Origin of the sequence: Streptomyces sp. NPDC088730 (assembly GCF_044751215.1) — a bacterium.
In the GTDB taxonomy this organism is placed as follows: Bacteria; Actinomycetota; Actinomycetes; order Streptomycetales; family Streptomycetaceae; genus Streptomyces.
The window spans coordinates 1-21,564 of record NZ_JBIVLK010000014.1; the positions used below are offsets into that span (position 1 = coordinate 1).

Genomic DNA, 21,564 nt, shown 5'->3' on the forward strand with positions numbered 1-21,564 from the left:
GCGTCGAGCACGTCTTCGCCCGCATGAAGACCTGGAAGATCCTTCGCGACTGCCGCCTTAAGGGCGACGGGGTCCACCACGCCATGCTCGGAATCGCCCGCCTACACAACCTCAACCTCGCCGGATGGACGGGCAGTCGGGTTGGTCACCGGCCACGTCCACACGCCTCAGAGATCATTTACGGGACAGGACTTAGGAACCTGGGTGGTCCGGCCGCCGTTCCGGTTGCGGGCGAGGGCGTCGACCAGCGGGGTGTCGCCCTGCTCGGCAAGGGCCGTAGCAGCGGTCCGGGCCGCGGTGTCGAACACGCCAGGAACGCCCACGGTGTGTTCGGCCATCAGTTCCCGCACCAGGCTGTACGGATCGTCCCTGCCCGGTGTGGGCGGGGCGGCGTATTCGTGTGCGTACTCGGGCCACAACGTGCCCAGGATCGGTCCGAGTTCTCGTCGAGCAGCAGCGAACGACCCACGACAACGACCTGGTGGCTGTCTGCATCGGTGACGACCTGGTGGTTCGTGGAGTATCGATAGTTCTTCGACTGCTCCGCAATCGTGTGGTCGCGGGTGGACGCGACAGTGCCGTCCACGATGAGCACGGTGCCCTTGCGGAATCGCTGCCGTTGCTTGGGCGCGAGCAACGGCGCCGTGCTGGTGACTATCCGGTCGGCCGCGGACTTCGAGATGCCGAACAGCGGCGCGATCTGTCGCAGCGTCAGGTGGTTCGCCAGTAGACGGCCACAAGCAGGACCCGATCCTCAAGCGGCAGTGACCACGGGCGCCCCAGACGAAGCTCGTCGGCGCACTCACAGCGAGGGACGGCGATCAGCTGGAGGAAGAGCTGCGGGCTCAGCCTGGTGAACGGGACTATTCACGAAGGTTCGGAAGCCATGATCACGCCAGCCATACCAAGATCATGGCAGGCGAAGATCACGCCTTTCCTCCAGCTCAGGCAGTCTCCAGTGCTGGGGGAAGGTTCGCGCTCGTGTAGGCATCCGCGACGCTGAACGCACTGGCGCAAGTTGGGCACTCAGCACGGCCGAAGAGGTGCCTGATGCCCTCCGCGATGCGCTGTTGCCCGTCGCGGACCGCAGTGGCGTGCATCCAGCGGCCGGGGTCGGGAAGCTCCTCGACTTGGGCCGGCAGCAGCTCTCGCCGCTCGATGTCACCGCGATCCCAGTCGCGGATGGCCGAGTAGAAGCCGTAGTCCCCGATCGCGATGGTCACCTCCGCCACGCAGTCCGGACAGGACACCGCGTAGAAGTCGTCGGCGAAGCTCTCCAGGGCGGCACTCCAGTGGTACTGCCCCGCGAGCGCGAGCAGATCACCGAAGACCCGGTCGTACTCGGCAGGGCGGCTCCGCAGTCGCTGGTCCGCCAGGTCGCGCAGTCGGCTGAGCGCCCCCGGACGGCCCGCGAGCAGGGCTTCCCCGTCAGGATGCTGCAAAGTACCGCGCGCGATGGCGGCCGCCAGTTCAAGAGCCAGCGCAGTTGCGGAAGCCAGGTCCGCCAACCGGGGCAGAGCGGTAAAGCTCGCCGGCGAGACAGTCCCACCGTGCAGGCACAGACGATCCCAAAGCTCCTCCCATGCCTCGGGAGCTTCCTCGCGCTCGACCAAATCGAGAAGCACCGGCACTCGCTCAGTCTCCCCGCGGGTGTCCACCGCCTGCGTCCAGTCCGTCACCACGGTATTCAATCGCTCCCAGAGCCCCAGGTGTCAACCAGCCAGAGGCCGGAGCCGCACTCTTCCTTGATCGTTACGGGACAGCCCCTTAGCCTCGATCTCTCGTGACGGGCCATCGGATTCTCCGGCGGTCCGTTTCGGTTTGTCGGGTCGGTGACGGGTAGAACGATGACCCGACTGTCGCGTCGGATGTGCGCCGGGTTCCACGGCTCCGGTGAGCAATTCAGATTCGTCGGAACGGGCCGTTGCTGCTGGTCATCCAGGATGTGGGAGTGCTTCGAGTCGCTGGACCGCGCCTGTGACCACGTCGGTCCAGGTCCAGTGACAGGTGAATCTCAGGTGCCGGCGGCGGGCGGTGGTGACGAGCTGGGCGGCGGCGGAGAACAGTCGCAACCGCAGACGGCGGGGTTCCTAGAGCCTCGGCCTACCGGTCAGAGCAACCGCCAGCTCAGACGCGCCATGTTCCTCTCCGCCTTCGCCTGGATGGGCGCCGACCCCGCCTCCCGCACCTACTACGACAAGCAACGCGCCCGCGGCAAAACCCACGCCCAGGCCCTCCTCCGCCTCGCCCGCCAACGCATCAGCGTTCTGTTCGCCATGCTCCGCGACGGCACCTTCTACGAGTCATGAGTCCCCGAAACAGCTACCGCATGACCGGCCTCGGACTTGCGTAGCTGAACCAAACGGTTTCACAGGCAGTCGCATCCTGTGGAGTAGAACAGCAGGAAGAGGGCCGTCATGGCGGTCACGGTGAACCCGACAGCGGTCAGGGCGGCGAGGCCCCGACGGCGCCCCTTCGCGGGGGTGCGGAAGGTCTGCCAGGCGCCGTGGGCGAGGAGGAGACTGAGCAGCCCAGCCCCCGCGATGGTGAAGCGCGGGCTGAGGGACCAGCTCAGGTAGGCGATCAGAGCCAGGCAGCCGAGCAGGGCGCAGGTGAGCAGGCTGAGGATCACCTCGGCGACGGCTTCTCCCACCGTCTCGACCAGGAACTCGCCGACGCCTTTCGCTGCCCTGCGGACCCCCATGACGTCCTCCCCCTTGCGCCGATGGCCCCGAGCGGGGCCTGGTATGGAGGACCCCCCGCCGAGCCGGAATGGTTGCCGGGGTACTCAAGAGTCGCCGACTGCGGCACACGGTCACACCTTGACGAAGGACATAGAGGCACCCCCAACCACCGGGAACATCGCGCCCCCTTCGCCGTATATCCGCCCCGGCCAGCGACGCCACCGGCTGCGCCCGCCACGGTATCTCTGCGGCTGACGACTCAATCGACGGGGGTTCTGCATACTCCGGTGCCTCGCGGTTGTCTTCCGGCGCCTCAAACGATCAAGATCCTTAACCCTGGATCCTGCCTGTCCGGGCGTGATCCAAACGAATGGCCCTGGGCTTGATCCGCCTTGACGGACATTCGAGATCTGGGGTTCAGCCCCGGGAGGATGCCCATCATCGAGAGTACGGGGGAAGACGAAACCTCACCGCCCTCGTCGTTCGTTCACGCCTGAGTTCAAGGCCAAGAACGTCGGGTTGTCAGGCGAGGCAGCCGCCCGGCGGGGGCGATCACAGAAGACTTCGAACTTACGGTACGGGGGTGGGCATTGCAGGCCAAAATCGATGCGGGCGAGCGCAACGGGCTGACCGGCAGTGAGCTCGCAGGCCTGGCCACGTCGCGGCGGGAGCATCGCAGGCTGCGTGACGCAGTTGCTGCTGGACAGCCACTGCGCCCTCACCCAACAGATGCCCGGCTCCTCCCACGTGATGTACGGGGCCATCCTGCGGGGCGCGCGCGCCCGTTGAAGGCGAAGAGATCCTCCACCAGATCCTCATCGGCTGTTGCCAGGGTGGGCGAAGACAAGGGCATAGGCGCGCTGGGGCTGGCTGGTTGCACGGTCGCTCGCGATGGAGACAGTACGGAGAACAGCGGCGGCCACGGTGAAGTCGAAGACGTCGGTTCATACGGCGCGACACACGGGCACGAGTCGATCGGACTTGGGGCGACGATCGGCGCGCTGGGTACCGAGCGGGCCTGAGAGTCGAGCCGCCGGGGCGACGCTGGATCCTCGGTGCCTGGCGATCTTTCCGAGCTGGACCCGACACGTCTGTAGAAGAGCGTCGCTCATTCTGGCGTCAGACTCATCTCGAACCACACGAGCTTGCTGACTGAGAGCCTGGTCGCACCCCACCGTCTGGCCAGCCGGTTGACCAGGAAGAGCCCGCGTCCGCCTTCGTCGGTGTCCCGGGCGCGCCGCTGCTGGGGCAGCTGCGGTGAGTCGTCGCCGACCTCGCGTCGCAGGATGTCGGTCCGCGGCAGCCGCAGGGTCACCGGCCGCTCCGCATATCGCACGGCGTTGGTCACGACCTCGCTGACCAGGAGCTCCACCACGTCCGCGATGTTGTCTAGCCCCCACCTGCTGAGTGGGCGGTTCGTAAGTTGATGTCCGTTTCGGTCTCGGTTACTGCTTCTTGCTGAACGTGCCGGGCTCGGCCGCGCTGAGGATTGCTAGTGTGGCCAGGGCGTGGATTTCGGCCTGGGGCCCCTCCAGCGTCAGACAGCCCTCGCGGGGGCGGGCACAGAAACCGGTCGAATACATTGCAAGTCCCTCTCGTAGATGTCTCCTAGGGCGTCTATGACCTGGATTCTGATGTCCAGTACGGAGATTCTCTCAAGAGCCTTGGAGCCGAGAGCCAGCAATTCCATACCTTCTCTGCTGACGTTGGTCATCGGCACGGCCGCACCCGAACCGAGGTGAAGCAGGAAGTAGTCGTCATCCCAGTTGAGCCCCAGCGACGCCAGCGATTCGATGGCCGTGGCCCAGGAAACCCAGGCGGAAGGGATGACGGCGATGCCCGAGCCTGTCGGGGAGGTCTGGATCCGGTAAGCGACGAAGTGGATCACGGCTCTACCCCCGCCCGCGTTGACCAGGGAGACCGTCCTCAGCGAATCGTTGAGTTCGCCGTCCCGGTCGCCGGGCGCCAACACGGCCAGCATGTCGTCGCAGATAGCCTCCAGCGGCGATGGCTGGTCCGGACCGGCCAGCTGCGTTGCGGCGGCGGCGAGCCGCTCTTGAAGCATCTCGATGCCCGTCCAGACGTCCCGTGCCCGGGACTCCACCAAGCCGTCCGTGTACAGCAGGAGTGTGGCTCCTGCCGGTGCGTCCAGCTCGACTGCCTCGAAGCCGACTCGCCGACGCCGATGGGGCGCACCGGGCAGCACCTAACCGACCTGACGTCCAGTCAGAAAAGTCAGCATCCGTCCTGGCACACAAGGTCAGACGCGGACACAGATGGGAACGCCGGTCCGTCGAAAGGCCTTCCCCCGATGCACCCTCAGCCGCTTCCAGACCTCTCCCGCCCACAGCGACGACGCAGGCATGATCAAGCTCACCTCGAAAGCCAGCGATCCGTAAGGACCCGCAGCTCAGCGCACCCGTCCACGCGGCTTCAAGGGCACAGCGGGCAGCGCGGGAGCCGGGAGTGGCGCACCGTCATAGCCGCGTACGGTGCCGAACCGGTCACCGTTCGTCCAGTCCGCGCGCGCCTGCTCGATCTCCTCCTGCGAACGCCCCACGAAGTTCCACCACATGACGATCTCCTCCTCGAAGGGCTCACCGCCCACCAGCATCAGACCGGCGTCGGACTCCGCGCGCAGCGGGAGTTCGGAGCGGCCGCAGCCGAGGTAGAGCATCGAGCCCGGCAGGACGGGTACGCCGTCGACCTCGGCCTCGCCGGACATCGACAGCACCGCGTACTCGAAGTCGGGGTCGAGCGGGAGACGCGCCTCGGCGCCCCGGTCCAGGGCCAGGTCCGCGCCGACGATCGGGGTGTACGCGGTGCCGGGCGAGGTCGCGCCGTCGAGGTCCCCGAGGATCACCGTGGCCGTGAGGCCGGGGGCGGTGACCGTCGGCAGGTCCGTGTGGTGCTGGAAGTGCGGCTCGGCATCGCGGTGCGCGTTCGGGAGCGCGACCCAGAGCTGCGCGCCGTGCAGCAGCGCGGCGTGCGACCTGGGGCTCTCCTCGGAGTGGCTGATCGCCCGGCCGGAGGTCATCAGGCCGAGTTCGCGCGGGCGGATCGTCGCGAGGCTGCCGACGCTGTCGCGGTGCAGGACCTCGCCCTCGTGCAGCCAGCTGACCGTCTGGAGGCCCATGTGGGGGTGGGGCGGTACCTGCATCCCGGGCTCGTCGGTGATGTCGTCGGGGCCGTAGTGGTCCACGAAGGCCCAGGCCCCGACCATGCGGCGGCCGAGATTGGGCAGCAGTCTGCGGACCTCGGTGGACTCCCCGAGCTTCACGTGACGCGGGGTGAGGAGCTCACGTACCGGTTCGGCCACGACGAAACCGCGTCCCCCGCAGACGGAGGGGACGGCCTGGCGATCGAGATTGCTCATGGCGCTCAACCTATTCCCGTTACGGGCCCGGTCCGACGGCGCCCACGCCGAATATTTAGTGGAATGTTAAACCATCCCGGAGTGTTGTGGCGGTTGACGCGCACGGGACCGGCCCGGCGGCGAGCCTCGACCGAGGAGGACGAATGAGCGACACCTACTACGAGTTCGGAACCGCCGCCGAGCGGTGGGACCGCGCACAGTTCTTCTTCGAGTCGAAGGAGTACCTGGTCGCGGCCCGGATTCTGGGCGGGCTGGTCGAGGAGGTGCCGGAGCAGGTCGCGCCGCGTCTGCTGCTGGCCAGGGCCTACTACCACTCGGCGCGGCTCGGCCGGGCCGAGACGGAGCTGCGGGCGGTGCTGGAACTCGATCCGGTCGAGCACTACGCCCGGCTGATGCTCGGGCGCACGCTGGAGCGCCAGGGGCGCCCGGCGGAGGCGGCGACGCACCTTCGGGTGGCGGCCGCGCTGTCCGGGGACTTCACACCGACCGGGGGCGAGTAGCCACCGGCCGGTCGCCGCCACCTCCGGAGCCGGCCGGCCGGCTCCGGAGAATATCCGGGTGTGGGCCGTGCGGACCGCGTGATAGCCACTGGGTCATGACTGTGCTCAGTACTCCACGCCTCCTGCTCCGCGCCATGAGCGCATCCGACGCCGAACACGTGGTGGCGGGCCGACCGCCGGACGGCGTGCGGTGGGCCGACGGGTATCCCTCCCCCGGCGAGCAGGCGGCGGCCACCCGGCTGCTCGACACCATCGCCGGCGCCGGCGATCCGAGCCCGTTCGGCTCGTACGAGATACGGCTCGGGGAGGACGGGCCGGTGATCGGCGGGTTGGGGTTCCACGGAGCGCCCGACGAGGCCGGGCACGTCACGATCGGTTACGGACTCGTGCCCTCGGTCCGGGGCATGGGGTACGCCGCCGAGGCGCTCCGCGCGCTGCTGCGGTTCGCCCGGGACCGGGGTGCCAGCTGCGTGCACGGGGACACCGACCTCGACAACATCGCGTCCCAGCACGTCATGACGGCCGCGGGCATGCGTTTCGTGCGTCAGGACTCCGCGCTGAAGCACTACCGGGTGGACTGGGACGGGCCCGGTCAGGAGTGATCCGGACCGGAACCGGAGTGGGGCGGGACCCGCGAGGTGAGTCCTCGCGGGTCCCGCCCCGCTCCGGTTCCGGCAGCGCCTTGTGCGGGTCAGCCCGCGGCGGTGGCGGTCCGTTCCGGCGTCCCGCTTCCGGCCGTGGCGGCCTGCGCCCTCGGCACCAGCAACCGCTCCGTGAGGTAGCCGAAGACCAGCCCGAAGGTGGTCCAGAGCGTGAACTGAACCGCGAGCGTGGCCAGCCTGAACTGCCACAGCAGGGTGGCCGGGAAGTCCCGTCCCACCTCGTTGAACGAGGGCAGGAAGGCGTACGCGAGGCCGATCAGCAGCACGTAGCCGGCCGCCGCGGCGATCGTCGCGTTCCAGGCGCCCAGGCGGGGAGCCAGTCGCCTCCCGAGGATGACGGCGGCGACGGCCAGCAGCACGCTGAGCGCGACCATCAGGAAGAACAGCGTGGTGCGTTTGCCGATGGTGTCGGGGTTGCCGACAGCCGGCGGATTGGCCGGGTACTTCAGGAACGGCACGACGTACACGGTCAGCAGAGCGGCGCCCGCGATCAGCGCCGCCGTGGCCCGCGGGCCGAACCGGCCCATCCGGCCGAGCGCGTAGCAGAAGACCAGTGCGGCGATGCCGCCGATTGCCACGCCGAAGACGAGCACGCCGGTGGCGAGGCCCGCGGTGGACTGCATGGTGCGGCTGACGAGTTCCTCGCCGCCGCCGTGGTCGTGGCTGTGCGCCTCTTCGAGGGCGATGGCCGCGTCCACCCGGGACTCACCGAGGCAGTAGGCGACGATCAGCGCGAGCGCGCCCGCGATCAGACCGGCCAGCATGCCGCGGACCAGCAGAGCTCTGACAGATATGGAGTTCATGAGGGATTCCCCTGGATCAGCCCGGTAGGTCAGTGGCAGGGGAAACCGAGCAGGTGACGGCCGTCGTGGACCCACTCGTGCACGCCCGCGCCCGAGATGACGGAGGTGGCGCCCTGCTCGGCGCCGACGAAGTACAGCAGGATCAGCATGACGATGCCGAAGAAGACCGCCCAAGGGGCAATGGCCTTCAGCGAGATGGGGGTGATGGCGGGTGCGCCGGTGGTGGGGGCAGCAGTCTGTGCCATGGCAGAACCTCCTGTGGGAACACGCGTCCCGATCGTGGTGCCTGAGACGAAGGTGCTGGGTCTGACTTCCCGCACAGGTACGGGTTCACAGTGGCGCGACCGTGCCGGATTCTCACCGGGCTTCCATCACACCGTCGTCATGTCGTCGCGACCATACCGCCTGGAAGCGGGGCCCGCCATGGTGCGTCGAAGGCGCCGAGGAGTCCGGATGCCATGGTGTGCTTGGCCGGCTGGTCACTGTTCAGGGAGTTGAGGGCGGTCATGACGGTACGGGTGATGTTGATCTCACCGGCGATGAACGCCGCGCTGCGCGAGGCCCGGTTCGCCGGCGACGCACCGCTTGACGCATCCGGTCTGCGGCAGGCCCGGTCCGCCGCCGGTGCCGCACCGGCGGCGGACCGGTGCCTGCGGGGTCCGTCCCTGCGCTGTGCCGCCACCGCGGACGCCCTCGGGCTCCGGTCCGTTCCCGAACCCGCCCTGCGCGACTGGGAGATGGGCCGCTGGTCCGGCGCACGGCTCACCGAGGTGAGCGAGGAGGAGCCGGACGGGGTGGCCGCCTGGCTGACCGATCCGTCCGCCGCTCCGCACGGGGGCGAGTCCCTGCTGGAGCTGTGCACCCGGGTGGGCGCGTGGCTCGACTCCCCGCACGGGAGTCACCGGGCAGACGGGAGCGACAGTAGTCACGAGGGCGACGGCGGACGGGTGTTGGCGGTGGCCGAGCCCGCCGTGATCCGGGCCGCCGCCGTCCACGCGCTGGACCTCCCGCCGCAGGCCTTCTGGCGGCTGGACGTGGCGCCGCTGACCGTCACGGAGCTCAGCGGCAGGTCGGGGCGGTGGAACCTGCGCTGCGGCCGGCCGCTCCTGCCGGAACCCGTGGACTGACGGACGTACCGCAGGGACGGCGGGTTCGATGCGTGCAAGAACTGTGGTCTGTGAGGAGCCTTGACACGCTCTTGGTTCACTTCTTAAATCACGTAGTGAACTAAGGCCTCGACTCCCCCACGTGGCCGCCGTGCCCCCACTTGTCATATGCATGGCGAGTCACATTTCCTCCGTCCAGTACGGGAAGGAAATCCCTATGAGCTCCCCCCACCTGACCAGGCGCCTCCTGGTCTCCGCACTCTCGGTACTCGCCCTCGTCTCCGCCACCTCAAGCCTCGCTTCCGCCGCTCCCGCGCCCCTTCCGGCGGCACAGGAATCCGTCACGAACCAGGCGTCCGCCGCCGCGACGTTCACCGACGACTTCGACGGAGCCGCCGGTTCCGCCGTTGACGGCGGCAAGTGGCAGATCGAGACCGGCGACAACGTCGACAACCACGAGCGGCAGTACTACACCGCCGGGAACAGCAACGCGGCACTGGACGGCCAGGGCCATCTGGTCATCACCGCGCGCAAGGAGAACCCGAGCAACTACCAGTGCTGGTACGGGACGTGTCAGTACACCTCGGCACGGCTGAACACCTCGGGCAGGTTCACCCAGGCCTACGGCCATGTCGAGGCCCGGATGAAGATCCCGCGCGGCCAGGGCATGTGGCCCGCCTTCTGGATGCTCGGCGACGACATCGGACAGGTCGGCTGGCCCAACTCCGGCGAGATCGACATCATGGAGAACGTCGGCTTCGAACCCGGCACCGTCCACGGCACCCTGCACGGACCCGGCTACTCCGGCTCCGCCGGCATCGGCGCCGGATACACCCTCCCCGACGGCCGGGCCTTCGCCGACGACTTCCACACCTTCGCCATCGACTGGGCCCCGGACTCCATCACCTGGTCCGTCGACGGCAACGCCTACCAGCACCGCACCCCCGCCGACACCAACGGCAACACCTGGGCCTTCAACAAGCCCTTCTTCCTCATCCTCAACCTCGCCGTCGGCGGCTACTGGCCCGGCGACCCCGACAACAACACCGCCTTCCCCCAGCAACTCGTCGTCGACCACGTCCGCGTCACCACCAACGACACCCAGCCCCCGGCCTGACGCGGAGCGGTCCCGCCGGCTGCCCGGCGGGACCGCTCGGGCGCTACGCCCCCCGGTACGTCTCCAGGAGCCGCAGCCAGATCTCGCTGATCGTCGGGTAGGCGGGGACCGCGTGCCAGAGCCGCTCGACGGGGACCTCCGCCACGACGGCGACGGTCGCCGAATGCAGCAGTTCGCCGGTGCCCGGACCCACGAAGGTGACGCCGAGCAGGATCTCCCGGTCGAGATCCACGATCATCCGGGCGCGGCCCCGGTAGCCGTCCGCGTACAGCCCGGCGCCCGCCACCGCGCCGAGGTCGTGATCGACGGCCCTGACCCGGTAGCCCGCCTGCTCCGCCTCGGCCAGGGTGAGGCCGACCGAGGCGGCCTCCGGGTCGGTGAAGACGACCTGGGGAACGGCGGCGTGATCGGCGGTCGCCGCGTGGGCGCCCCAGCGGTCGGTCTCCAGCAGCGGGACACCCTGGGCGCGGGCGGCGATCGCCGCTCCGGCGATCCGGGCCTGGTACTTGCCCTGGTGGGTCAGGAGCGCGCGGTGGTTGACGTCCCCGACGGCGTAGAGCCAGCCGGTGCCCTCGACCCGGCAGCTGTCGTCCACGCCCAGCCAGGAACCCGGCTTCAGATGCACGGTCTCCAGTCCCAGGTCGTCGGTGCGCGGGGCGCGGCCGGTGGCGAAGAGGATCTCGTCGGCCTCGACGCTCTCGCCGTTGTCGAGCTCGACGGTGACCGGTCCGTCCGGGGCCGGGCGCCGTACGGCGGTGGCCGAGACGCCGAACCGGAGATCGGCCCCGGCCTCGGTCAGTGCCTCCGCGACCAGCTCACCGGCGAACGGCTCCATCCGGGGCAGCAGCCCCGCACCGCGGACGAGCATGGTGACCTCCGCGCCCAGGGCGCCCCACACCGTGGCCATCTCCACCCCGACCACGCCCCCGCCGACGACCACGAGCCGTCCGGGCACCTCCTTGGCGCTCGTCGCCTCCCGGCTCGTCCAGGGGCGGGCCTCCGCGATTCCGGGCAGATCGGGGACCACGGCCCGGCTGCCGGTGCACACGGCGACGGCGTGCCGGGCGGTGAGCCGCTGTTCCGTGCCGTCGGGTGCCGTGACGGAGACGGCCTTCGTGCCGGCCAGCCGGCCGGTGCCCCGGTAGATGTCCGCGCCGATGCCCTCCAGCCAGGCCACCTGGCCGTCGTCCTTCCAGTGGGAGGCGTAGTCGTCCCGGTGGGCGAGGACGGCGGCGGTGTCGAGCGGGCCCTGTACTGATCCGCTGAGCCCGGGGACGCGCCGGGCCTCCGCGCGGGCGACGACCGGGCGCAGCAGGGCCTTGCTCGGCATACAGGCCCAGTACGAACACTCTCCGCCGATGAGCTCGGACTCCACGATCGCGGCGCTCAGACCGGCGGCCCTGGCCCGGTCCGCCACGTTCTCACCCACCGGACCGGCCCCGATGACCACGACGTCGTACTCGACAGGCTCCACAGCATGTGTCATGAGGACCATTTTGGTCGTGGGTGTGCGCGGCGGCCACATGGGCAGGCGGAATAGTTCAAGCACAGGCACCGTTGTCCGGGGACACGTCCGCACGGGCACAGGAAGAGGTAGCAGAGCATGAGCACCGTAGAGCTCACCAAGGAAAACTTCGATCAGGTCGTCAGCGAGAACGAGTTCGTCCTGATCGACTTCTGGGCTTCCTGGTGCGGCCCGTGTCGGCAGTTCGCCCCGGTCTACGACTCGGCGTCCGAACGCCACGCCGATCTGGTCTTCGCCAAGGTCGACACGGAGGCGCAGCAGGAGCTGGCCGCGGCCTTCGAGATCCGGTCGATCCCGACGCTCATGATCGTCCGTGACAACGTGGCGGTCTTCTCGCAGCCGGGCGCACTGCCGGAGGCCGCGCTGGAGGACGTCATCGGTCAGGCCCGGAAGCTGGACATGGACGAGGTCCGCAAGTCCATCGAGGACGAGCAGAAGGAGCAGAAGTAGGCGTCTCGCGAGAGCGCGCGAAGCCCGTCGGGGCCCGGCCGTCGAGGCCGGGCCCCGATGCGTTGCGGGGCGGCGGACTCAGCCGTCCGTGTGGTTTTCGGGGACGTGGTTCCCGGAAGCGTGGTTCTCGGGGACGTGGTTCTCCGTAGCGGACTTCTCGCGGACGGGCTGCTCCGAGATCCGGACCGTGAGTCCGTAGTCGAGTTCCGAGCCGTCGACGAGGATGGCCTCGACGGTGTGGGTCGCCGGGTCGATGTCCGCCACCATGCCCTCCCCGGCGTATCGCGGGTAACCGGACTCGCCCGACGCTCCGGTCGCCTCCACGACCGCGGAGCGGATGGTCCGCCCGGTGCCGGAGGCGTCCGCCCCGTTGGCGTCGGTGAACTGGGGGATCAGCAGGATCTCGTAACTCCGCGGATGGCTCATGGTCATGACGCTAGGCATGAGAGCTCCGCCGCGCACGTTGCCGCGCTGGCGGGCCCGTTCAGCTCGAATCGCGGTGGACGGCCCGCGCCCGCAGCAGGTCGTGGCGTTCGGGGTCCTTCCCGGGGCTGCGTACCAGCCGGTCGACCAGATCGGCGAGCGGCTGCTCCGTGTCCAGTTCCATCCGTACGCTGCTGAGCCTGGGCCTCAGCAGCCTCGCCAGCATCAGGTCGTCCGCGCCGACCACCGCGGTCTCGCCGGGAACCTCGATGCCCGCGTCCTGCAGCGCCCGCATCAGGAGCATCGCGTGGATGTCGTCGTGGGCGAAGACGGCGTCCAGGCCGAGCGTGCGCCAGCGGGCGGCGAGCACGGCGGCCGATTCCTCGTCGTTGCGCAGCGGCAGCGGCTCGATGCGGGCCGTGCCGGCGGCGGCCTGCCTGGCACCGGCGAGTCTGGGTCCGGCGAACGGCGCGAGGCCCGGTTCCTCGGGCATCACCACGCCGATCCGGCGCCTGCCGCGGTCCAGCAGATGCCGGACGGCGCAGCTGCCGACCCTGCGCTGGTCCATGATCAGCGCGTGGGCGCCCGCCACGGGCTGCGGTCCGAGCGTGATCACCGCCTTGGCGCCGGAGCGCCGGAGCACGGCTGCGCCCTGCGGGGTGAGGGGGACGGAGCCGGGGACGATGACGGCGACGGGCCGGAGCTCCGCCCACGCGCGGGCCGCGTCGTCGGCGTCCAGTCCGAGGGAGCCGTACTGGACCACGGTGTAGTCGAGGCGGCGCAGTCCTGATTCCAGCTCGCGCAGGAAGCGGTGGTGCAGGGGGCCGGAGGGAAAGCTCCCGGTGGGCAGCAGCACCATGCGGGAGTGTCCGGCGCGCAGGCTCCGGGCGGCCGCGTGCGGTACGTAGCCGAGCTCGGCGGCCGCGTCGCGCACCCGGCGGCGGGTCGGATCGCTGATCCGTACGGCCGCGTTGTTGTTCAGTACGTAGGACACGGTGGCCCGGGAGACGCCGGCGAGCCGCGCCACGTCGGCGCTGGTCGGGACGGGGCCTTCGGCGGGCTGCTCGGGTAACTGAATCATGGCGTCGGGCAGTCTTACAGACCCGTTCGGTACGGGAACGCTCCGGCCCCCGTACCCGTTTCGCGGACCCGCTCCACGCGAGGGGCCGTGCGGGTTCTACGGTGTTGCGATGACCATCCAGCACCGCAGCGAAATGAATGACGGCTCGGCCGCCTCTCCCGGCCGCACCGGCCCCGGCGCCACCGCGGAGGCCGACCCGCACGGGGTGGGCCCGGTCCGCGCCACGTACGCCCCCGACCGGGACGGCGATCCCGACCCCGGCGAAATCGTCTGGACCTGGGTGCCGTTCGAGGAGAACGACGGGCGCGGCAAGGACCGTCCGGTTCTCGTCGTGGCACGTGAGGAGGCGGGCACCCTGCTCGCCGTACAGCTCTCCAGCAAGCAGCACGACCAGGACCGCGAGTGGGTGGCGCTGGGCGCCGGCCCCTGGGACAGCTCGGGGCGGCCGTCCTGGGTCGACCTGGACCGGGTGCTGCGGGTGCACGAGGTCGGGATGCGGCGCGAGGCGTGTGCCCTGGACCGGGACAGGTTCGACCTGGTCGCCGAGCGGCTCCGGGTGCTCTACGGCTGGGGGTGAGGGTGCGGCGGCCCGCCACCTCCACGGTGTCCCCGTGCGAGCGTGCCGGGCCGCGGACCCGAACGGCCCAGGCGGGCCGTGCCGGATGACGTCGAAGCCTATGGCTCAACGTCAGGGTGAGGGTTGACCCGTAGTTCCGAACACCTGATCGAACGCAGCCCTGGTGGGCGATTCGCCGTCGCGGTCGAGGATGCCGAAGACGAGCTGCTCGAAGTGGCCCGCGAACCGGCCCTCATCGGCGAGCAGAGCGCGGAACACGCCCGCCACCTCCAACGGATCGCATCGGAACACACCACAGCCCCAGGCCCCCAGCACCAGCCTGCGGTATCCGCGCACCGCCGCGACCTCCAGCACCCGCTCGGCCCGTGCGGCGAGCGCGGCCCCGACGAGGTGGGCCGAGCCGGGGTCCGTACGGCGGATCACCCCGGCGTTCGGCGCGGGCGAGGTGAGGAATCCAGCCAGATACGGGGTGTCGAGGAGCCGGCCCCGGTCGTCGCGGAAGACCGGCACGCCCGGTGAGTGGATCACCCGGTCGGTGTAGAAGGGGCTGCGCTCGGCGCGGTGGTGGGCGTAGAACTCCGGGGCCCTGCGCAGCGTGGCGTAGAGCGCGGAGCCGCGGCACAGGGCCTCCTCCTGCGCCTGGGCCCCGTTGAGGTAGCCGCCACCGGGGTTACGGGCGGAGGCGTAGTTCAGGACGGCGACCTTGCCCGGCCGTTCGCCGGTCATCCGGGCGGCCGCCTGGAGACTGCTCTCGCCGGTGACCTCGACGACCGGTGTGCGGTCGTGGTCCAGCGACGCCACCGGCACCGGCTCCGGGCCGTACAGCCGTGTACCCGAGAGGGCGGCCGTCAGCGCCCGTTCGATGCTCACTTCGCGCCCTTGCGGCGTGCGGTAGGACCCCGCCTCGACGATGGCCTCGGTCTCTCGCGCGATGGCGCGCAGCCGGGCGCTCACCGGCCCTCCCCCTTATGGTGCATACGGAGCATGGTCGACGCTCCCGCGGTTTGGACGCAACCGAGTTCCTGACGTGCCGGGGCACTCTTGTGCGAACTCCCGGCAGGGGTTTGGGTAGGACGGACGCACCGGCAAAGGAGGCCCGGCATGTCACCCGAAACGTCCGGCGGCCACGGTCCGACCGGCCACGCCCCGCCCCTCGGCGAGGGCGAGGCCGAGGATCTGCTGCGCGGCATCTGCTTCAAGACGGGACCGCCGCGCATCGTGGGAGTCGAGCTGGAATGGCTCCTGCACGATCGCGACCGCCCGCACAGTCCCGTCCCCCACCACCGTCTCGAAGCGGCCGCAACGGCCGTCCGGGCGCTGTCCCTGAACGCCGCGGTGACCTTCGAACCCGGCGGACAGCTGGAGCTCAGCTCGCGCCCCGCCAATTCCCTCATGGCGTGTGTCAACGACACCGCCGACGATCTCGTAGCCGTACGTGCCGCGCTCGACCGGCTGGACCTCACCGCCGCCGGGCTCGGTGTCGACCCCTGGCAGTCGCCGCGCAGGCTGCTGCGCGAACCCCGTTACGACGCCATGGAGAAGGCGTTGGACCGGTGGGGGCCTGCGGGCCGCGCCATGATGTGCACGACCGCGTCCGTCCAGGTCTGTCTGGACGCCGGAGAGGAGGAACCCGGTCCGCTCGGTTACGGGCGGCGCTGGCAGATGGCCCATCTGCTGGGCGCGGTACTGGTGGCGGTGTTCGCCAACTCCCCGTTCCGGCAGGGCAGCCCCACGCCGTGGCGCTCCGCGCGCCAGTCCCTGTGGGCCGATCTCGACCCGCAGCGCACGCTCGCCCCGGCCGGCTCGCTGCCGGCCCGGGACGCCTGGGCCTCGTACGTCCTGGACACGCCGGTCCTGTGTGTCCGCGGTGAGACGGGGCCGTGGCACGTGCCCGAGGGGCTCAGCCTCCGGGAGTGGATCCGGTCCGGGGCGCCTCGGCGCCCGGTCCGTTCCGACCTCGACTACCACATCACCACGCTGTTCCCGCCGGTCCGTCCGCGCGGGCACCTTGAGCTGCGCATGATCGACGCGCAGTCCGGTACCGACGGATGGCTCGTGCCGCTCGCGGTCACCACTGCCCTGTTCGACGACCCGGAGACCGCCGAGACCGTGTACCGCACCGTCAAGCCGCTGGCCGAGACCGCTGGGCCGCTGGCCCCTCCGCGCAATCCGCTCTGGCTCGCCGCCGCCCGCGACGGACTGGCCGATCCCGAACTGCGGGCGGCGGCCACCGCCTGCTTCGAACTGGCCCTGGCGGCGCTGCCCAGGATGGGCGCCACGCGGGCGGTGCAGGACACCGTGGCGGACTTCCACGACCGGTACGTCGCCCGGGGCCGATGTCCCGCCGACGACCTCCGGGCCACGCTCTCGGCCGACCTGGCGGACGGCCGGTACGACCCGAAGGGGACCCCCTCATGACCGACTCCCCCGCACCTGACACGCAGGACGGGACCGGCACGCAGTACGGACCCGAGGCGCTGGACGCCGAGGTGCTCCGCGAGCGTGCCGTAGCCGCGCTCCTCACCGCACGGGAGCGCACCACACTGCTCACCGACAGCGTGGACGATCACGAACTGACCGCTCAGCACTCCCCGTTGATGTCTCCGCTGGTCTGGGACCTCGCGCACATCGGCAACCAGGAAGAACTGTGGCTGCTGCGCGGCGTGGGCGGGCGGGAGGCGATGCGCCCGGAGATCGACGGCCTGTACGACGCCTTCGAGCACCCCCGGGCCGCCCGCCCCTCGCTGCCGCTGCTGGCCCCCGCAGAGGCCAGGTCGTACGCCGCGGAGGTGCGCGGCCGGGCGCTGGACGTGCTCGGCTCGGCGCCGCTCGGCGGGCGCCCCCTGCTGCGGTCCGCGTTCGCCTTCGGGATGATCGCGCAGCACGAACAGCAGCACGACGAAACCATGCTGATTACCCATCAGCTACGCTCCGGCCCTGCCGCGCTCACCGCCCCTGAGCCGCCCCGGGCCGCCGACGCCGCCACTCTTCCGGCCGAAGTACTCGTCCCGGGCGGACCGTTCACCATGGGCACCTCGACCGAACCATGGGCGCTGGACAACGAACGCCCCGCGCACCGTCGCGAGGTGCCCGCCTTCTTCCTGGACACCGCCCCGGTGACCTGCGGCGCGTACCGGGCGTTCATCGAGGACGGCGGCTACACCGAGCGGCGCTGGTGGGCGCCGGAGGGGTGGGCGATGGTCCGTGAACACGAGCTGACGGCACCTCTGTTCTGGCACCGGGACGCCGGCCAGTGGCTGCGCCGGCGCTTCGGCATGACCGAACCGGTATCGGCGGACGAACCGGTGCTGCACGTCAGCTGGTACGAGGCGGACGCGTACGCCCGCTGGGCCGGGCGCAGGCTGCCCACCGAGGCCGAATGGGAGAAGGCGGCCCGCCACGACCCGGCCGCCGGCCGGTCCCGGCGCTACCCGTGGGGCGACGAGGACCCCGCATCGGACCACGCCAACCTCGGCCAGCGCCATCTGCGGCCCGCCCCCGCCGGGGCGTATCCGGCCGGGCGGTCGCCGTCCGGCGCGGGGCAGCTGATCGGGGACGTGTGGGAGTGGACGTCGAGCGACTTCCTGCCCTACCCGGGCTTCGCGGCGTTCCCGTACCGCGAGTACTCGGAGGTGTTCTTCGGCCCCGGGCACAAGGTGCTGCGCGGCGGGTCGTTCGCGGTGGACGCGGTGGCCTGCCGGGGCACGTTCCGCAACTGGGACCTGCCGGTCCGGCGGCAGATCTTCTCGGGGTTCCGCACCGCGAGGGATGCCTGATGTGCCGTCATATCGCCTATGTGGGGCCGCCGATCAGCCTGGGCGAGATTCTGACCCGGCCCTCGCATTCACTGGTGCGCCAGTCCTGGGAGCCGCGCCGGCAGCGGCACGGGACGGTCAACGCGGACGGCTTCGGCGTCGGCTGGTACGCGGACGGGGACCCGGTCCCCGGACGCTACCGCCGCCCCGGACCCGTCTGGGGCGACCGGACCTTCGCCGATCTGGCCAGGGTGGTGCGCAGCCGTGCCGTGCTGGCCGCGGTCCGCGATGCCACCGAATTCGATCCGGACGGCGAGGCCGCGGCCGCGCCGTTCGCCGCGGGCGAGGTGCTGTTCAGCCACAACGGCGCGGTGAAGGGCTGGCCCGGCTCGATGGCGCCCCTCGCAGCGACGCTGCCCCCGGCCGAACTGCTGAGACTGGCCGCCCGCTGCGATTCGGCGCTGGTCTGGGCCCTGGTGCGGCACCGGCTCGCGGCGGGCGACGCGCTCCCGCAGGCCGTCGCGGACACCGTGCTGGAGGTCGCGGAGGCTGCTCCGGGCTCCCGGCTCAACCTGCTGCTCACCGATGGTTCCACCATCGTGGCGACCGCCTGGGGCGACACCCTGTGGCACTGGTCCGAGCCCGGCCGGCACGCGGTCGTGGCCTCGGAGCCCTACGACGACGATCCGCGCTGGCGCGAGGTCCCGGACCGCACCCTGCTCACCGCGACCCGCACCGACGTATCGCTGACCCCGCTCAAGGAGCCCGCCGAGTGAGTCCCTTTCTGCTGACCCGCACCCTGCCGGTGGACGCGACGGCCGCGGCGCTGCGCGCCGACGTCCTGGACGGTCTGACCCGGCAGCCGAAGACGCTGCCGCCCAAGTGGTTCTACGACGCCCGCGGCAGCGAGCTGTTCGAGGAGATCACCCGGCTCCCCGAGTACTACCCCACCCGTGCCGAGCGGGAGATCCTGATCGGCCGGGCCGGCGCGATCGCCGCCGCGTCCGGCGCCCGGACCCTGGTGGAACTGGGCTCGGGGTCCTCGGAGAAGACCCGGCACCTGCTCGACGCGCTGCCGGAGCTGCACACCTATGTGCCGGTCGACGTGAGCGAGAGCGCGCTGCGCGGGGCGGCCGAGGCGCTGCTGGAGGAGCGGCCCGGCCTGTCCGTGCACGCGCTCATCGCCGACTTCACCGGCGCGCTGACACTGCCGCGGACCCCGGGACCGCGGCTGGTCGCGTTCCTGGGCGGCACCATCGGCAACCTGCTGCCGCAGGAGCGGGCCGCGTTCCTCTCGTCCGTACGCTCGCTGCTCTCCCCCGGCGACAGCCTGCTGCTCGGCACGGATCTGGTGAAGGACGAGGAGGTGCTCGTCGCGGCGTACGACGACGCCGCGGGAGTCACGGCGGCGTTCAACCGGAACGTCCTCTCGGTCGTCGACCGGGAGCTGGGGGCCGACTTCGAGCCCGCCGACTTCGAGCACGTGGCCCGGTGGGATCCGGAGCGGGAGTGGATCGAGATGCGGCTGCGGGCCCGCCGGGAGCTCACCGTGAAGATCCCGGAACTGAATCTGGTGGTGCCGTTCGAGGCCGGTGAGGAGCTGCGGACGGAGATCTCGGCGAAATTCCGCGAGGAGGGGGTACGGGACGAACTGGACGGGGCCGGGCTGCGGCTGACTCAGTGGTGGACGGACAGCGCGGGCAGGTACGCGCTGTCGCTGGCCACGGCGGACTGAGCCAGCCCGGCCAGTTCACGGCGGCCGGGCACCGCGCCCGCCGGGATCGGCGCCAGTACCCGGATCTCGGCGGTCAGCCCGGCCGCCCGCACCACCCGCCACAGCGAGACGGTCAGCGGATCGTCACCGACGAAGGCCGCGGCGCCCGCCGGAGCGCGGTGGTCCGGCGGGCCGCCCAGGTAGCGGATGCGCAGCGGCTGGACGGCGGCCCCGGCGTCGATCGCGGCCTGGAACGCGGCGGGCCGGAACCGGCCGCCCGACCCCCGGCCGCACCAGGTACTGCCCTCGGGGAAGACCACGACTCGGGCGCCGCCGCGCAGCGCCGCAGCGAGGCCGCGCACGGTGGCGGGCAGGGTGCGCAGCCGCTCGCGCTCGACGAACAGGGTGCCCCCGAGCGCCGCCAGCGGGCCCAGCACCGGCCAGTGCCGGATGTCGCTCTTGGCCAGCATCCGGCCGGGGCAGACGGCCGCGACCAGCGGGATGTCCAGCCAGGAGACGTGGTTGGCGACCACCAGCACCCCCGGGGCGCAGGCGCGGATGCCCGCCGCTCCGGCCGGCCCGCCCGGGAGCCCACCGCCGATGCCCGCCGCGCCGCCCCGTACAGCAGGGGTGCCGGACCGCACGGCGGGCGGCCCGGTGATCCGTACCCGCACCCCGAACGCCCGCAGCACCGTGTGCGCCCACCACCGGATCAGCAACTCCCGCCGTGCCCCACCGGTCAGCGACAGCGCGAGCGGGGCGCACAGCACCCCGGCGAGGGTCAGCGCGCATCCGGCCAGCAGCAGAGCCGCCGCCGGGACCGGGTGCCGGGCCGGTCCCGCGTGGACCGCGCAGCCGGGCGGGGTGCACGGGGAGTCGGGCAGCCAGTGGCTCACTGCTGCGGGGCGAGCGAGAGGAAGTGGCGGAGGTAGCGCGGGTCGGTGCCGCGCAGCGACAGCAGTACGTACAGATCGGCGACGTTGAACTCGGGGTCGTGGGCGGGCGCCCCGCAGATCCGGGCGCCGAGGCGCAGATAGCCGCGCAGCAGCGGCGGGAGCGCGGCGAGCCCGCCGGGGCCGCCGGGAAGGGCCGCTGGGGCCTGCCAGAGGCGGTGCGGGGAGACCCAGTAGTCCTCGGGCGCGAGGTGCTTGTTCCGTACGGTCTCCCAGGCGCGGGCCGCTGCTCCGCCGCCGTCGGAGAGGGAGATCGAACAGCAGCCGGCCAGCCAGTTGTGGCCGGTGCGCTCCATGTAACGGGCCAGGCCGGCCCAGATCAGTGCGATGACGGCACCGTCGCGGTGGGCCGGGTGGACGCAGGAGCGGCCGACCTCGACCAGGTCGTCGCGGATCGGGGCGAGCCTGGCGAGGTCGAACTCGCCCTCCGCGTAGAGGCGTCCGGCGATCCGGGCCCGCTCGGGCGGCAGCAGGCGGTAGGTGGCGACGACGTCGCCGGTTGCCGTCTCCCGGACCAGCAGATGGTCGCAGTACGCGTCGAACGCGTCGCTGTCCAGGCCCGGTTCCGGGCCCTCCAGCCGGGCGCCGAACTCTGCGGCGAAGACCTGGTGGCGCAGGCGCTGGGCGGCGCGCACCTCCTCCTGGTCCACGGCGAGGGAGACCCGGTAGCGCGGTGGGACGGCGGGCCGCGCCGGCTGCCGCGCGGCGACGGGCGGGGCGGCGGCGAGGGCGGAGACGGCAGAAGTGGCGGAGGCGGTGGAGGCGGTGGAGGCGGTGGAGGCGGTGGAGGCGGTGGGCAGCGCGTGCATGACGGTCTCCGGGGACGGTTCGGCAAGGG

At 71.2% G+C, this 21,564-nt stretch carries 23 protein-coding genes and 5 pseudogenes; 12 read left to right on the top strand and 16 right to left on the bottom strand.

Features of this window, described 5'->3' with window-relative positions:
* Positions 1-125: pseudogene (locus ACIP89_RS30380) on the top strand (IS5/IS1182 family transposase); the annotation flags it as partial.
* A 42-nt stretch (positions 126-167) separates the two neighbouring features.
* Here ACIP89_RS30380 and ACIP89_RS30385 read toward each other — a convergent pair.
* From ACIP89_RS30385 to ACIP89_RS30400, 4 genes and pseudogenes are all read right to left on the bottom strand, one after another.
* Positions 168-419, bottom strand: coding sequence for a hypothetical protein (locus tag ACIP89_RS30385; RefSeq protein ID WP_402117826.1), 252 nt, complete (start codon positions 417-419; stop codon positions 168-170).
* A pseudogene (locus ACIP89_RS30390) lies at positions 413-867 on the bottom strand (transposase family protein); the annotation flags it as partial. The pseudogene ACIP89_RS30390 and the gene ACIP89_RS30385, both read right to left, overlap by 7 nt.
* 77 nt (positions 868-944) lie before the next feature.
* Complete coding sequence (locus ACIP89_RS30395; RefSeq protein WP_402117697.1) at positions 945-1,691, bottom strand: hypothetical protein; 747 nt, start codon at positions 1,689-1,691, stop codon at positions 945-947.
* 243 nt (positions 1,692-1,934) lie between these two features.
* Positions 1,935-2,120 (bottom strand): annotated as a pseudogene (locus tag ACIP89_RS30400) (IS1380 family transposase); the annotation flags it as partial.
* Here ACIP89_RS30400 and ACIP89_RS30405 point away from each other — a divergent pair.
* Positions 2,115-2,309, top strand: a pseudogene (locus ACIP89_RS30405) (IS110 family transposase); the annotation flags it as partial. The pseudogenes ACIP89_RS30400 and ACIP89_RS30405 overlap by 6 nt on opposite strands.
* A 59-nt stretch (positions 2,310-2,368) precedes the next feature.
* Here the strand turns inward: ACIP89_RS30405 and ACIP89_RS30410 are convergent.
* From ACIP89_RS30410 to ACIP89_RS30425, 4 genes and pseudogenes are all read right to left on the bottom strand, one after another.
* Positions 2,369-2,704, bottom strand: a complete 336-nt coding sequence (locus ACIP89_RS30410; protein ID WP_402117699.1) for a lysine transporter LysE — start codon at positions 2,702-2,704, stop codon at positions 2,369-2,371.
* A gap of 1,088 nt (positions 2,705-3,792) precedes the next feature.
* Positions 3,793-4,110 (bottom strand): annotated as a pseudogene (locus tag ACIP89_RS30415) (ATP-binding protein); the annotation flags it as partial.
* A gap of 111 nt (positions 4,111-4,221) precedes the next feature.
* Positions 4,222-4,890, bottom strand: a complete 669-nt coding sequence (locus ACIP89_RS30420; protein WP_402117701.1) for a SpoIIE family protein phosphatase — start codon at positions 4,888-4,890, stop codon at positions 4,222-4,224.
* Between the two features lie 204 nt (positions 4,891-5,094).
* Positions 5,095-6,060, bottom strand: coding sequence for a pirin family protein (locus ACIP89_RS30425; protein ID WP_402117703.1), 966 nt, complete (start codon positions 6,058-6,060; stop codon positions 5,095-5,097).
* Positions 6,061-6,203: 143 nt separating this feature from the next.
* Between ACIP89_RS30425 and ACIP89_RS30430 the strand changes: the two genes are divergently transcribed.
* Complete coding sequence (locus ACIP89_RS30430) at positions 6,204-6,560, top strand: tetratricopeptide repeat protein (protein ID WP_401932782.1); 357 nt, start codon at positions 6,204-6,206, stop codon at positions 6,558-6,560.
* A gap of 95 nt (positions 6,561-6,655) precedes the next feature.
* Complete coding sequence (locus ACIP89_RS30435) at positions 6,656-7,162, top strand: GNAT family N-acetyltransferase (protein ID WP_402117704.1); 507 nt, start codon at positions 6,656-6,658, stop codon at positions 7,160-7,162.
* 89 nt (positions 7,163-7,251) lie between these two features.
* Here ACIP89_RS30435 and ACIP89_RS30440 read toward each other — a convergent pair whose 3' ends face one another.
* Together ACIP89_RS30440 and ACIP89_RS30445 are read right to left on the bottom strand one after the other, a co-directional pair.
* Positions 7,252-8,025: a CbtA family protein gene (locus ACIP89_RS30440; RefSeq protein ID WP_401924759.1), complete on the bottom strand. Its 774-nt coding sequence runs from the start codon at positions 8,023-8,025 to the stop codon at positions 7,252-7,254.
* A 29-nt stretch (positions 8,026-8,054) separates the two neighbouring features.
* Positions 8,055-8,270 (bottom strand): CbtB-domain containing protein, encoded by a 216-nt coding sequence (locus tag ACIP89_RS30445; RefSeq protein ID WP_024492504.1) that lies wholly within the window; start codon positions 8,268-8,270, stop codon positions 8,055-8,057.
* Between the two features lie 261 nt (positions 8,271-8,531).
* Here ACIP89_RS30445 and ACIP89_RS30450 point away from each other — a divergent pair, with 261 nt between their 5' ends.
* Together ACIP89_RS30450 and ACIP89_RS30455 are read left to right on the top strand one after the other, a co-directional pair.
* A complete protein-coding gene (locus ACIP89_RS30450) occupies positions 8,532-9,152 on the top strand; it encodes a histidine phosphatase family protein (protein WP_402117819.1) in 621 nt (206 codons plus the stop codon).
* A gap of 196 nt (positions 9,153-9,348) precedes the next feature.
* On the top strand, positions 9,349-10,248 hold the full coding sequence (locus tag ACIP89_RS30455; protein ID WP_401931041.1) for a family 16 glycosylhydrolase: 900 nt from the start codon (positions 9,349-9,351) through the stop codon (positions 10,246-10,248).
* A gap of 43 nt (positions 10,249-10,291) precedes the next feature.
* Here the strand turns inward: ACIP89_RS30455 and ACIP89_RS30460 are convergent, their stop codons facing one another.
* Positions 10,292-11,734: a dihydrolipoyl dehydrogenase family protein gene (locus ACIP89_RS30460; RefSeq protein ID WP_402117705.1), complete on the bottom strand. Its 1,443-nt coding sequence runs from the start codon at positions 11,732-11,734 to the stop codon at positions 10,292-10,294.
* A 117-nt stretch (positions 11,735-11,851) separates the two neighbouring features.
* Here ACIP89_RS30460 and trxA point away from each other — a divergent pair, with 117 nt between their 5' ends.
* Positions 11,852-12,223 carry a thioredoxin gene (gene trxA / locus ACIP89_RS30465; protein WP_393608592.1) on the top strand — a complete coding sequence of 124 codons (372 nt, stop codon included), beginning with the start codon at positions 11,852-11,854 and terminating at the stop codon, positions 12,221-12,223.
* Positions 12,224-12,301: 78 nt separating this feature from the next.
* Here trxA and ACIP89_RS30470 read toward each other — a convergent pair whose 3' ends face one another.
* Both ACIP89_RS30470 and ACIP89_RS30475 read right to left on the bottom strand, forming a co-directional pair.
* Positions 12,302-12,649, bottom strand: a complete 348-nt coding sequence (locus ACIP89_RS30470; RefSeq protein WP_401924766.1) for a hypothetical protein — start codon at positions 12,647-12,649, stop codon at positions 12,302-12,304.
* A gap of 58 nt (positions 12,650-12,707) precedes the next feature.
* A complete protein-coding gene (locus ACIP89_RS30475) occupies positions 12,708-13,727 on the bottom strand; it encodes a LacI family DNA-binding transcriptional regulator (RefSeq protein ID WP_402117707.1) in 1,020 nt (339 codons plus the stop codon).
* A 109-nt stretch (positions 13,728-13,836) separates the two neighbouring features.
* Here ACIP89_RS30475 and ACIP89_RS30480 point away from each other — a divergent pair, with 109 nt between their 5' ends.
* The gene (locus ACIP89_RS30480) at positions 13,837-14,304 is read left to right on the top strand and encodes a type II toxin-antitoxin system PemK/MazF family toxin (protein WP_401924771.1); all 468 of its coding nucleotides are present in this window, start codon (positions 13,837-13,839) and stop codon (positions 14,302-14,304) included.
* A gap of 111 nt (positions 14,305-14,415) precedes the next feature.
* On the opposite strand, the gene ACIP89_RS30485 is transcribed toward ACIP89_RS30480, so the two are convergent.
* On the bottom strand, positions 14,416-15,258 hold the full coding sequence (locus ACIP89_RS30485) for a TIGR02452 family protein (RefSeq protein WP_402117708.1): 843 nt from the start codon (positions 15,256-15,258) through the stop codon (positions 14,416-14,418).
* 147 nt (positions 15,259-15,405) lie between these two features.
* On the opposite strand from ACIP89_RS30485, the gene egtA reads away from it, so the two are divergent.
* Genes egtA through egtD form a run of 4 tightly spaced genes read left to right on the top strand, consistent with a single transcriptional unit; the run spans position 15,406 to position 19,794 of the window.
* A complete protein-coding gene (gene egtA / locus ACIP89_RS30490; RefSeq protein ID WP_402117710.1) occupies positions 15,406-16,722 on the top strand; it encodes an ergothioneine biosynthesis glutamate--cysteine ligase EgtA in 1,317 nt (438 codons plus the stop codon).
* Positions 16,719-18,080 carry an ergothioneine biosynthesis protein EgtB gene (egtB, locus tag ACIP89_RS30495; protein WP_402117711.1) on the top strand — a complete coding sequence of 454 codons (1,362 nt, stop codon included), beginning with the start codon at positions 16,719-16,721 and terminating at the stop codon, positions 18,078-18,080. The genes egtA and egtB overlap by 4 nt, the downstream gene beginning before the upstream one ends.
* On the top strand, positions 18,080-18,835 hold the full coding sequence (egtC, locus tag ACIP89_RS30500) for an ergothioneine biosynthesis protein EgtC (RefSeq protein ID WP_401924780.1): 756 nt from the start codon (positions 18,080-18,082) through the stop codon (positions 18,833-18,835). The genes egtB and egtC overlap by 1 nt, the downstream gene beginning before the upstream one ends.
* Positions 18,832-19,794 carry an L-histidine N(alpha)-methyltransferase gene (gene egtD / locus ACIP89_RS30505; RefSeq protein WP_402117712.1) on the top strand — a complete coding sequence of 321 codons (963 nt, stop codon included), beginning with the start codon at positions 18,832-18,834 and terminating at the stop codon, positions 19,792-19,794. The genes egtC and egtD overlap by 4 nt, the downstream gene beginning before the upstream one ends.
* On the opposite strand, the gene ACIP89_RS30510 is transcribed toward egtD, so the two are convergent.
* Entirely contained in the window at positions 19,737-20,669 is a 933-nt protein-coding gene (locus ACIP89_RS30510; protein WP_401924784.1) for a lysophospholipid acyltransferase family protein, read from the bottom strand. The two genes, egtD and ACIP89_RS30510, sit on opposite strands and share 58 nt — an antisense overlap.
* Positions 20,666-21,535: a GNAT family N-acetyltransferase gene (locus tag ACIP89_RS30515; RefSeq protein ID WP_402117714.1), complete on the bottom strand. Its 870-nt coding sequence runs from the start codon at positions 21,533-21,535 to the stop codon at positions 20,666-20,668. The genes ACIP89_RS30510 and ACIP89_RS30515 overlap by 4 nt, the downstream gene beginning before the upstream one ends.
* Between the last annotated feature and the right edge of the window lie 29 nt (positions 21,536-21,564).

What these genes read in the sequence shown, in the direction of transcription:
- ACIP89_RS30445 (WP_024492504.1), bottom strand. Translation starts at nt 8,270, where the DNA reads ATGGCACAGACTGCTGCCCCCACCACCGGCGCACCCGCCATCACCCCC.
- ACIP89_RS30435 (WP_402117704.1), top strand. Translation starts at nt 6,656, where the DNA reads ATGACTGTGCTCAGTACTCCACGCCTCCTGCTCCGCGCCATGAGCGCA.
- egtA (WP_402117710.1), top strand. Translation starts at nt 15,406, where the DNA reads ATGTCACCCGAAACGTCCGGCGGCCACGGTCCGACCGGCCACGCCCCG.
- ACIP89_RS30440 (WP_401924759.1), bottom strand. Translation starts at nt 8,025, where the DNA reads ATGAACTCCATATCTGTCAGAGCTCTGCTGGTCCGCGGCATGCTGGCC.
- ACIP89_RS30425 (WP_402117703.1), bottom strand. Translation starts at nt 6,060, where the DNA reads ATGAGCAATCTCGATCGCCAGGCCGTCCCCTCCGTCTGCGGGGGACGC.
- trxA (WP_393608592.1), top strand. Translation starts at nt 11,852, where the DNA reads ATGAGCACCGTAGAGCTCACCAAGGAAAACTTCGATCAGGTCGTCAGC.
- egtB (WP_402117711.1), top strand. Translation starts at nt 16,719, where the DNA reads ATGACCGACTCCCCCGCACCTGACACGCAGGACGGGACCGGCACGCAG.
- ACIP89_RS30475 (WP_402117707.1), bottom strand. Translation starts at nt 13,727, where the DNA reads ATGATTCAGTTACCCGAGCAGCCCGCCGAAGGCCCCGTCCCGACCAGC.
- ACIP89_RS30450 (WP_402117819.1), top strand. Translation starts at nt 8,532, where the DNA reads ATGACGGTACGGGTGATGTTGATCTCACCGGCGATGAACGCCGCGCTG.
- ACIP89_RS30430 (WP_401932782.1), top strand. Translation starts at nt 6,204, where the DNA reads ATGAGCGACACCTACTACGAGTTCGGAACCGCCGCCGAGCGGTGGGAC.
- ACIP89_RS30460 (WP_402117705.1), bottom strand. Translation starts at nt 11,734, where the DNA reads ATGACACATGCTGTGGAGCCTGTCGAGTACGACGTCGTGGTCATCGGG.
- egtC (WP_401924780.1), top strand. Translation starts at nt 18,080, where the DNA reads ATGTGCCGTCATATCGCCTATGTGGGGCCGCCGATCAGCCTGGGCGAG.
- ACIP89_RS30410 (WP_402117699.1), bottom strand. Translation starts at nt 2,704, where the DNA reads ATGGGGGTCCGCAGGGCAGCGAAAGGCGTCGGCGAGTTCCTGGTCGAG.
- ACIP89_RS30470 (WP_401924766.1), bottom strand. Translation starts at nt 12,649, where the DNA reads ATGAGCCATCCGCGGAGTTACGAGATCCTGCTGATCCCCCAGTTCACC.
- ACIP89_RS30455 (WP_401931041.1), top strand. Translation starts at nt 9,349, where the DNA reads ATGAGCTCCCCCCACCTGACCAGGCGCCTCCTGGTCTCCGCACTCTCG.
- ACIP89_RS30480 (WP_401924771.1), top strand. Translation starts at nt 13,837, where the DNA reads ATGACCATCCAGCACCGCAGCGAAATGAATGACGGCTCGGCCGCCTCT.
- ACIP89_RS30515 (WP_402117714.1), bottom strand. Translation starts at nt 21,535, where the DNA reads ATGCACGCGCTGCCCACCGCCTCCACCGCCTCCACCGCCTCCACCGCC.